The 7946-nt window shown below is 48.5% G+C and carries 11 protein-coding genes; all 11 read left to right on the top strand.

Annotated elements, in window-relative coordinates:
- The first annotated feature begins 60 nt into the window (after window positions 1-60).
- The 11 genes from GOU96_RS04050 to GOU96_RS04000 are packed head-to-tail and all read left to right on the top strand — an operon-like array spanning window position 61 to window position 7813.
- A complete protein-coding gene (locus GOU96_RS04050; RefSeq protein WP_000904329.1) occupies window positions 61-1023 on the top strand; it encodes a calcium/sodium antiporter in 963 nt (320 codons plus the stop codon).
- Between the two features lie 55 nt (window positions 1024-1078).
- Window positions 1079-2053: an arabinose-5-phosphate isomerase KdsD gene (kdsD, locus tag GOU96_RS04045; protein ID WP_001120614.1), complete on the top strand. Its 975-nt coding sequence runs from the start codon at window positions 1079-1081 to the stop codon at window positions 2051-2053.
- The gene (gene kdsC / locus GOU96_RS04040; protein ID WP_000099768.1) at window positions 2053-2610 is read left to right on the top strand and encodes a 3-deoxy-manno-octulosonate-8-phosphatase KdsC; all 558 of its coding nucleotides are present in this window, start codon (window positions 2053-2055) and stop codon (window positions 2608-2610) included. The genes kdsD and kdsC overlap by 1 nt, the downstream gene beginning before the upstream one ends.
- Window positions 2607-3170, top strand: a complete 564-nt coding sequence (lptC, locus tag GOU96_RS04035; RefSeq protein ID WP_000059348.1) for an LPS export ABC transporter periplasmic protein LptC — start codon at window positions 2607-2609, stop codon at window positions 3168-3170. Before kdsC ends, lptC begins: the two co-directional genes overlap by 4 nt.
- Window positions 3151-3645, top strand: coding sequence for a lipopolysaccharide transport periplasmic protein LptA (gene lptA, locus GOU96_RS04030; RefSeq protein ID WP_000830444.1), 495 nt, complete (start codon window positions 3151-3153; stop codon window positions 3643-3645). Before lptC ends, lptA begins: the two co-directional genes overlap by 20 nt.
- A 2-nt stretch (window positions 3646-3647) precedes the next feature.
- Window positions 3648-4373 carry an LPS export ABC transporter ATP-binding protein gene (lptB, locus tag GOU96_RS04025; protein WP_000996178.1) on the top strand — a complete coding sequence of 242 codons (726 nt, stop codon included), beginning with the start codon at window positions 3648-3650 and terminating at the stop codon, window positions 4371-4373.
- 55 nt (window positions 4374-4428) lie between these two features.
- Window positions 4429-5892, top strand: coding sequence for an RNA polymerase factor sigma-54 (locus tag GOU96_RS04020; protein ID WP_033932928.1), 1464 nt, complete (start codon window positions 4429-4431; stop codon window positions 5890-5892).
- 24 nt (window positions 5893-5916) lie between these two features.
- Window positions 5917-6204, top strand: coding sequence for a ribosome hibernation promoting factor (hpf, locus tag GOU96_RS04015; RefSeq protein WP_001166643.1), 288 nt, complete (start codon window positions 5917-5919; stop codon window positions 6202-6204).
- A 2-nt stretch (window positions 6205-6206) separates the two neighbouring features.
- Window positions 6207-6653, top strand: a complete 447-nt coding sequence (gene ptsN / locus GOU96_RS04010) for a PTS IIA-like nitrogen regulatory protein PtsN (RefSeq protein ID WP_001177163.1) — start codon at window positions 6207-6209, stop codon at window positions 6651-6653.
- Window positions 6654-6665: 12 nt separating this feature from the next.
- Window positions 6666-7526: an RNase adapter RapZ gene (gene rapZ / locus GOU96_RS04005; protein ID WP_001237198.1), complete on the top strand. Its 861-nt coding sequence runs from the start codon at window positions 6666-6668 to the stop codon at window positions 7524-7526.
- Window positions 7527-7534: 8 nt separating this feature from the next.
- A complete protein-coding gene (locus tag GOU96_RS04000) occupies window positions 7535-7813 on the top strand; it encodes an HPr family phosphocarrier protein (protein ID WP_001135899.1) in 279 nt (92 codons plus the stop codon).
- Window positions 7814-7946: the final 133 nt, after the last annotated feature.

Genomic DNA, 7946 nt, shown 5'->3' with positions numbered 1-7946 from the left:
GATAGTCATGGTGCATCCAAGCCTTTGGCCTTTATTTTCATTAATTACGTGGGAATCAACATGCTTATTGAAGCGGTGGTCTTTCTGTTTATCGGTCTCGCAATCCTAGTTTGGGGCGCGGACAAATTGGTGTTCGGATCTGCGGCATTAGCTCGCAATATTGGCATCTCTCCTTTAGTGATCGGTATGACTATCCTCGCGATGGGCTCCTCAGCACCAGAGATGATGGTTTCCGCCACCGCAGCCCTAGAGGGGAAAACCGATACTGCTGTGGGTAACGTCCTCGGTTCAAACATTGCCAATATCGCGTTGATTTTAGGTATCACCGCGATCGTTAAACCGCTCTCAGTGGGCTCTGCGGTATTACGTCGAGAACTGCCGATGATGATTGGTGTGACCCTAATTGCCGGTGCAATTTTGTGGGACAATCACCTTGGTTTCTATGAAGGCATCTTACTGATCGCCCTGTTTGCCGCCTTTATTTTGGTCATGCTGCAAGTGAGCCGCAAAGAGAAACAAAACGGCGATGCTTTGCTGGATGAACAAGAATCGGAGATTCCGGTTGGAGTCAGTAACCCCAAAGCAGCATTTTGGGTCGTAGTCGGCCTCATTCTGCTACCGATTGGCGCAGGCATGCTGGTCGATAACGCGGTAGTGATTGCCAAGCATTTTGGGATGAGCGATCTGGTGATCGGCTTAACCATTATTGCGGTGGGCACCAGCTTACCTGAGCTGGCTGCCTCATTGGCGGGCGCGCTTAAAGGCGAAGATGATATGGCGGTCGGTAACATTATCGGCTCAAACGTTTTCAACATTTTAGCGGTGATGGGCTTACCGGGTTTACTTAACCCTTCTCTGCTTAGCCCTGAAGCCATGAGCCGTGACTTTTGGGTGATGCTCGGTGTCTCTTTGCTGCTGGTTGGGGTCGCTTTGGGCAAAAAACGTCAAATCACTCGCTTAGAAGGCGCACTCTTACTGTGCTCTTTCATCGGTTACATTACTTACCTATTAATGAACATCTAAGTGAGAAAATATCTCCGTTCATGAATATCGCCGTGTACTAAAGAGGAAGATGAGGATGCCCCATTCATTTGATTACCAAACGGTCGCTAAACAAGTGCTAGCAACCGAAATCCATGCATTGCAACAGCTAGAGCAGTATATCAATGACGATTTTGCGCGTGCTTGTGCGATGATTTTGGCCAATCAAACGGGCAAAGTCGTGGTGATGGGGATGGGCAAATCCGGCCATATTGGTAAGAAAATTGCCGCCACTTTAGCCAGTACAGGAACGTCTGCCTTTTTTGTACATCCGGGTGAAGCTTCACATGGGGATCTCGGAATGATTGAACGTGGCGATATCGTACTCGCCATCTCTAATTCCGGAGAATCATCAGAAATCCTCGCCCTGCTTCCCGTGCTCAAGCGCTTGAGTATTCGCGTGATCAGCATGACAGGCAACCCCAACTCCAACATGGCGAAATTGGCCGATATCCATCTGCAAATCACCGTACCGCGTGAAGCTTGCCCGTTAGAGCTTGCGCCAACCTCAAGCACCACCGCCACTCTGGTAATGGGCGATGCGTTGGCGGTGGCACTGATGCAGGCACGCGGTTTCACCGCAGAAGATTTTGCTTTGTCTCACCCAGGTGGCGCACTTGGGCGTAAACTCTTGCTCAAACTCAATGACATCATGCACAGTGGTGATGCACTGCCTAAAGTGGCACCACAAGCCTTGATCCGAGATGCTTTGCTCGAAATCAGTCAAAAAGGGCTTGGTATGACAGCCATTGTCGATGAACAAGACACACTACTCGGTATTTTTACTGACGGTGATTTACGGCGCATTCTTGATAAACGCATCGATATTCACAGCACTGTAATTGCCGATGTAATGACGCGCCAACCAACCGTTGCTCAGCCCAATTTGCTGGCCGTGGAAGGATTGAATTTAATGCAGGCCAAACGCATTAATGGCCTGATGCTCGTTGAAAATAATAAATTGGTCGGTGCACTGAACATGCACGATCTACTCAAAGCCGGAGTGATGTAATGAGTTCAACCGTCTCAACCTTGTATGGAGAAGTGGAACCTTCACTGCTGGAGATTGCCAAACAGATCAAACTGCTGATTTGCGATGTCGACGGTGTGTTTTCTGACGGCTTAATTTATATGGGTAACCAAGGCGAAGAGTTAAAAACCTTCCACACTCGTGATGGTTATGGTGTGAAAGCGTTAATGAATGCGGGGATTGAAATCGCGATCATTACTGGCCGCCGCTCACAAATTGTTGAAAATCGCATGAAAGCGCTAGGCATTTCACTGATCTATCAAGGTCAGGATGATAAAGTGCAAGCTTATTATGATATTTGTCAGAAACTGGCGATCGCTCCTGAGCAGACCGGCTACATTGGTGATGACCTCATCGATTGGCCTGTTATGGAAAAGGTGGCACTGCGCGTGTGTGTAGCCGACGGTCATCCACTGCTGGCGCAACGTGCCAATTACGTTACGCATATCAAAGGCGGTCACGGCGCCGTGCGCGAAGTGTGCGATTTGATTTTGCAAGCGCGTAACGAACTGGATGTTCATAAAGGCCTGAGCCTATGAGTTTGTCGCGCATTGTTTACGTTCTGCTGTTGTTTATTGCTTCTTGGTCACTCTATTACTTATTGGGACAAGAACAAGACAGTAAGATTCAGGTGGCTCCGAATTTGGAGTTGCCTATGTTCAGTGGCGAGAACTTAGAAAATATTTCGTATGACGAACAAGGTATCCGCAACTACGTGATCACTTCGATTCATTTGGATCACTATGCGAAAAGCGGTAACACCCTGTTTAAAGCTCCGATACTCAAAGTGTATCGGGAAGGTACATTACAAGAGTGGGAAATCACCGCACGCAGAGGCATTCTGAGCAAAGATCAGGTGCTGACCTTATATGACGACGTTTTGGCTAAAAATCTACTTCCAGACTCCGGCTTTGATACTCTCACCACCAGCGAGATGAGTATCCAACTCAAAAGTCGTGACTTCTGGGCCGATAAGCCCGTCGAACTGCGCGGCCCACAATTTGAAACACACGGTCAAGCGATGAAAGGCAACTTTGCCGATCATTCGGCTGAACTTTATAACCAAGTACAAGGTAGATATGAAACGCTCACACCTTAGTCTTATTGCTTGTTTGCTCGCCTCGACTCAGGCTTATGCACTCTCTACCGACAGAGAACAACCAGTTTATATCGACTCAGACAGTCAACAACTGGATATGAAGAGCAATCGTGTCACCTTCTTAGGCGATGTCAAACTCAAGCAAGGCAGCATCAACATCAATGCCGACAAGTTGATCGTGATCCGTAATGCTGAAAACGGCAAAATTGAAGAAATTGAAGGCTATGGCAACGTCGCAACCTTCTCGCAACTGACTGATGAAGGCAAAACCCTGTATGGTGAAGCCAAAGAGCTGTACTACAAAGTTCGCGACGATGAGTTAGTGATGATCAATAAAGCCATGTTGTCACAAGATGACAGCGAAATTCGCGGCAGCAAAATCCGCTACAAAATCAGCTTGCAGAAACTGATTGCCGATAGTGATGGCAAAGGGCGCGTCTCTACCGTTCTTCAACCACAAGCAATCCAAGAGTAACTATGGCCATCTTAAAAGCACAGCATTTAGCTAAGAGCTACAAAAAACGCAAAGTGGTTTCTGACGTCAGTCTTCAAGTTGAGTCAGGACAGATTGTGGGCCTGCTTGGCCCTAATGGTGCGGGTAAAACCACCTCGTTTTACATGATTGTCGGCCTTGTCGCGCGTGATGAAGGCACCATTACCATTGATGACAACGACATCAGCATTCTACCAATGCACAGCCGCTCACGGATGGGCATTGGTTATCTGCCGCAAGAAGCGTCTATCTTTCGCAAACTCTCGGTCGAAGACAACATCATGGCCGTCCTGCAGACTCGCGAAGAGTTGACCCATGAAGAGCGTCAGGACAAGCTGGAAGATTTGCTCGAAGAGTTCCACATTCAGCACATTCGCAAAAGTGCTGGGATGGCGCTCTCTGGCGGTGAACGACGCCGGGTGGAAATCGCCCGCGCTCTGGCGGCTAACCCACAATTTATCTTGCTAGATGAGCCTTTTGCTGGCGTTGACCCCATCTCGGTCATCGATATCAAAAAAATCATCGAACATCTGCGCGATCGCGGTCTAGGGGTCCTCATCACCGACCACAACGTACGTGAAACGCTGGATGTGTGTGAAAAAGCGTATATTGTCAGCCAAGGCCGACTGATTGCGGAAGGAACGCCACAAGATGTTCTCAATAATGAACAGGTGAAGCAGGTTTATCTCGGCGAACAATTCCGTCTATGATTAAAACAGAGTAGAGTTCAATGAATACTAACAATAACAAGGCATCCATTACTGCATGAAACCGTCATTACAGCTCAAGCTAGGTCAACAGTTAGCCATGACTCCGCAGCTCCAGCAGGCGATTCGTCTGTTGCAGCTTTCGACGCTGGATCTGCAGCAAGAAATTCAGGAAGCATTGGAATCTAACCCCTTGTTAGAGGTGGAAGAGAACCAAGACGAAGCGCCATCGCTTGATAGCGTACGTATGACGGAAGAAAGCCCGCGCGAGCCAGAAGAACTCTACGAACCTGAACCGCAGGATAGCTCGGATCTGATTGAAAAATCGGAAATCAGCGCTGAATTAGAGATGGATACCACTTGGGATGAAGTCTACAGCGCCAATACTGGTAGTACAGGACTGGCACTCGATGATGATGCCCCTATCTACCAAGGCGAAACTACCCAAACCCTGCAAGATTACCTTCACTGGCAACTCGACTTAACTCCCTTTAGCGATGTGGATCGCACTATAGCCGTTGCACTTATCGATGCTATCGACGATTACGGTTATTTAACCGTCTCACTAGAGGAGATCCAAGAGAGCCTGCGCAGTGATGACATTGAGTTGGATGAGATTGAAGCGGTACGTAAACGCATTCAGCAGTTTGACCCCTTTGGTGTGGCATCGCTTAATCTGCAAGACTGCTTGTTGCTGCAACTCACCACCTATCCCTGTGATACTCCTTGGCTGGAAGAAGCGCGTATACTGCTCTCACAGTACATCGATGATTTAGGGAATCGCGATTACAAAACCATTCTGAAAGAGACTAAGCTCAAAGAAGAGGACTTGCGCGAGATCCTGCAACTCATCCAACAGCTCGATCCTCGCCCCGGCAGTCGAATTGCCCAAGATCACGCTGAATACGTTATACCTGACGTGTCAGTCTATAAAGAACAAGGTCGATGGCTGGTCACCATCAACCCAGATAGTGTGCCTAAACTGAAGATCAATCAGCAGTATGCCGACCTGATGCGCGGTAATAATGCGGAGAGCAACTACATCCGTACCAATTTGCAAGAGGCAAAATGGCTGATCAAAAGTTTAGAAAGTAGAAACGAGACACTGCTCAAAGTTGCCAAGTGCATAGTTGAACACCAACACGATTTCTTCGAGTATGGAGAAGAGGCGATGAAGCCGATGGTGCTCAACGATGTGGCGATGGCGGTGGAAATGCATGAATCGACAATTTCGCGTGTCACCACGCAGAAATACATGCATACCCCGCGCGGCATTTTTGAGTTGAAGTACTTTTTCTCCAGCCACGTCAGTACTGACAATGGCGGAGAGTGCTCGTCCACTGCGATCAGGGCGCTGATCAAAAAACTGGTGGCGGCAGAGAATCCTGCCAAACCACTCAGTGACAGCAAGATCGCAACCCTACTCGCTGACCAAGGCATCCAAGTCGCGCGGCGAACCATCGCCAAATATCGTGAATCACTTGGCATCGCCCCATCAAGTCAGCGCAAACGCCTGCTATAGGCCTAAACTAGAGAAGGAAAGTCTATGCAAATCAACATTCAAGGCCACCACATTGATCTTACCGATTCAATGCAAGACTATGTTCACTCCAAATTTGACAAACTTGAGCGTTTTTTCGACCACATTAATCACGTTCAAGTCATTTTACGTGTTGAAAAACTGCGCCAGATCGCCGAAGCTACGCTCCACGTAAACCAAGCAGAAATTCACGCCCACGCGGACGATGAAAACATGTATGCCGCCATCGATAGTTTGGTGGATAAATTGGTTCGACAATTGAATAAGCATAAAGAAAAGCTAAGTAGTCATTAATCATGCAATTGAGCGAAGTACTTTCATTGGACTGCACCAAAAGTGCAGTCCAATGTTCTAGTAAGAAACGAGCACTAGAAATCATCAGCGAAATCGCTGCCCTTCATACTGGCCAGAATGCCACCGAATTGTTCGAGTGCATGTTAAGCCGCGAAAAAATGGGCAGTACCGGTATTGGTAACGGGATAGCCATCCCACACGCACGCATGTCCGACAGCGAAAACGCCGTCGCCGTGCTATTGCAGTGTGAAGAGCCGATTGAATTTGATTCGATTGATAATCGTCCGGTGGATCTCTTGTTTGCCCTGCTGGTTCCAGAAGATCAGTGCAAAGAGCATTTAAAAACCCTCGCTTGCATGGCAGAACGCCTCAACGATAAACAGATCCTCAAACAGCTTCGTAACGCAGCCAGCGATCAAGAGCTGTACAACATCATGGTTAACCAATAGCAGGCAAACAGTATGCGTTTGATCGTGGTCAGCGGACAATCGGGAGCCGGTAAGAGCGTCGCTCTTCGAGTACTCGAAGACCTTGGTTACTACTGTGTCGATAACCTGCCCGTCAGCCTGCTGACAGCCTTTATCCAGTCGGTTCAAGGCAGTCAACAAAACGTGGCGGTTAGCATTGATATCCGCAATCTGCCCAAAGAGCCAAGCTTGGTACAAGATGTACTCGACCAGCTCAAGCAGAACAACGATGTCAGCATGCTGTTTCTCGACGCCAGTAAAGAGACCTTGCTCAAACGCTACAGTGAAACGCGGCGCATTCATCCCCTCTCTCTCAGTCAAAGCAAGCCTTCACTTGCCCAAGCCATTGAGTTAGAAAAACAGCTGCTTGGCCCACTCAAAGAGCAGGCAGACTTGTTGCTCGACAGCAGTAACCAGTCGCTGCATGAGCTGAGCGAAACGGTGCGAATGCGGATTGAAGGCCGTGAGCGCAAAGACCTTGTGATGGTGTTTCAGTCGTTTGGCTTTAAGTACGGTTTACCAACCGATGCCGACTACGTGTTTGATGTGCGCTTTCTCCCCAATCCCCATTGGGAGCCTGACCTACGCCCGCTGACAGGACTGGATGCTCCGATCAAATCTTTCTTGGAAGGTCATAGCGAAGTGATGGAGCTGAAACAACAGATCCAAAAATTCTTCGAATACTGGCTGCCCATGCTTGAGAAAAATAATCGTAGCTACCTGACCATCGCTATTGGTTGTACCGGAGGCAAGCACCGTTCGGTCTACCTGACGCAGCAGTTGGGTGAATATTTCGCGCAACTTGGTCATCAAGTACAGATCCGCCATACTTCATTGGAAAAACAGCAATCCTAGGAGCACCTATGCCGCAACTAAGCCAAACCGTGCTGATCCAAAACCGCCTTGGCCTGCATGCGCGCGCAGCGGTTAAACTGGTGCAACTGGCTCAATCCTTTGATGCAGTATTGACTGTACAGAGCCAAGATGGCCGTGAAGCAACCGCCGACAGTGTGATGGGGTTACTGATGCTGGAATCGGCACAAGGGCAAAACGTGGTGATCTCCGCCGAAGGCTCGCAAGCCGAACAAGCTCTACAAGCGGTTTGTCAGCTTATCGAACAAAAATTTGATGAAGATGAGTAAGGCTCCTCACTAGCCACCTATCGCGCCGCCCCACCGGCCTGTCCTATCAAGGCAAAGAAGAGTAAAGAAATCCTTATTCCTTACTAAGATCTTATTAAATAAGCGGGTAAATTAAGTTACCATGCTGACCATT

This window comes from Vibrio sp. R-1 (genome assembly GCF_035615595.1).
Lineage (GTDB): Bacteria > Pseudomonadota > Gammaproteobacteria > Enterobacterales > Vibrionaceae > Vibrio > Vibrio cholerae.
The sequence above is the reverse complement of the archived record's forward strand: the minus strand, read 5'-3'. Positions and strand labels throughout refer to the sequence as shown.

Bases quoted from the DNA above. Each gene is read 5' to 3' on its own strand.
- GOU96_RS04050 (WP_000904329.1), top strand. From the start codon at position 61: ATGCTTATTGAAGCGGTGGTCTTTCTGTTTATCGGTCTCGCAATCCTA.
- kdsD (WP_001120614.1), top strand. From the start codon at position 1,079: ATGCCCCATTCATTTGATTACCAAACGGTCGCTAAACAAGTGCTAGCA.
- kdsC (WP_000099768.1), top strand. From the start codon at position 2,053: ATGAGTTCAACCGTCTCAACCTTGTATGGAGAAGTGGAACCTTCACTG.
- lptC (WP_000059348.1), top strand. From the start codon at position 2,607: ATGAGTTTGTCGCGCATTGTTTACGTTCTGCTGTTGTTTATTGCTTCT.
- lptA (WP_000830444.1), top strand. From the start codon at position 3,151: ATGAAACGCTCACACCTTAGTCTTATTGCTTGTTTGCTCGCCTCGACT.
- lptB (WP_000996178.1), top strand. From the start codon at position 3,648: ATGGCCATCTTAAAAGCACAGCATTTAGCTAAGAGCTACAAAAAACGC.
- GOU96_RS04020 (WP_033932928.1), top strand. From the start codon at position 4,429: ATGAAACCGTCATTACAGCTCAAGCTAGGTCAACAGTTAGCCATGACT.
- hpf (WP_001166643.1), top strand. From the start codon at position 5,917: ATGCAAATCAACATTCAAGGCCACCACATTGATCTTACCGATTCAATG.
- ptsN (WP_001177163.1), top strand. From the start codon at position 6,207: ATGCAATTGAGCGAAGTACTTTCATTGGACTGCACCAAAAGTGCAGTC.
- rapZ (WP_001237198.1), top strand. From the start codon at position 6,666: ATGCGTTTGATCGTGGTCAGCGGACAATCGGGAGCCGGTAAGAGCGTC.
- GOU96_RS04000 (WP_001135899.1), top strand. From the start codon at position 7,535: ATGCCGCAACTAAGCCAAACCGTGCTGATCCAAAACCGCCTTGGCCTG.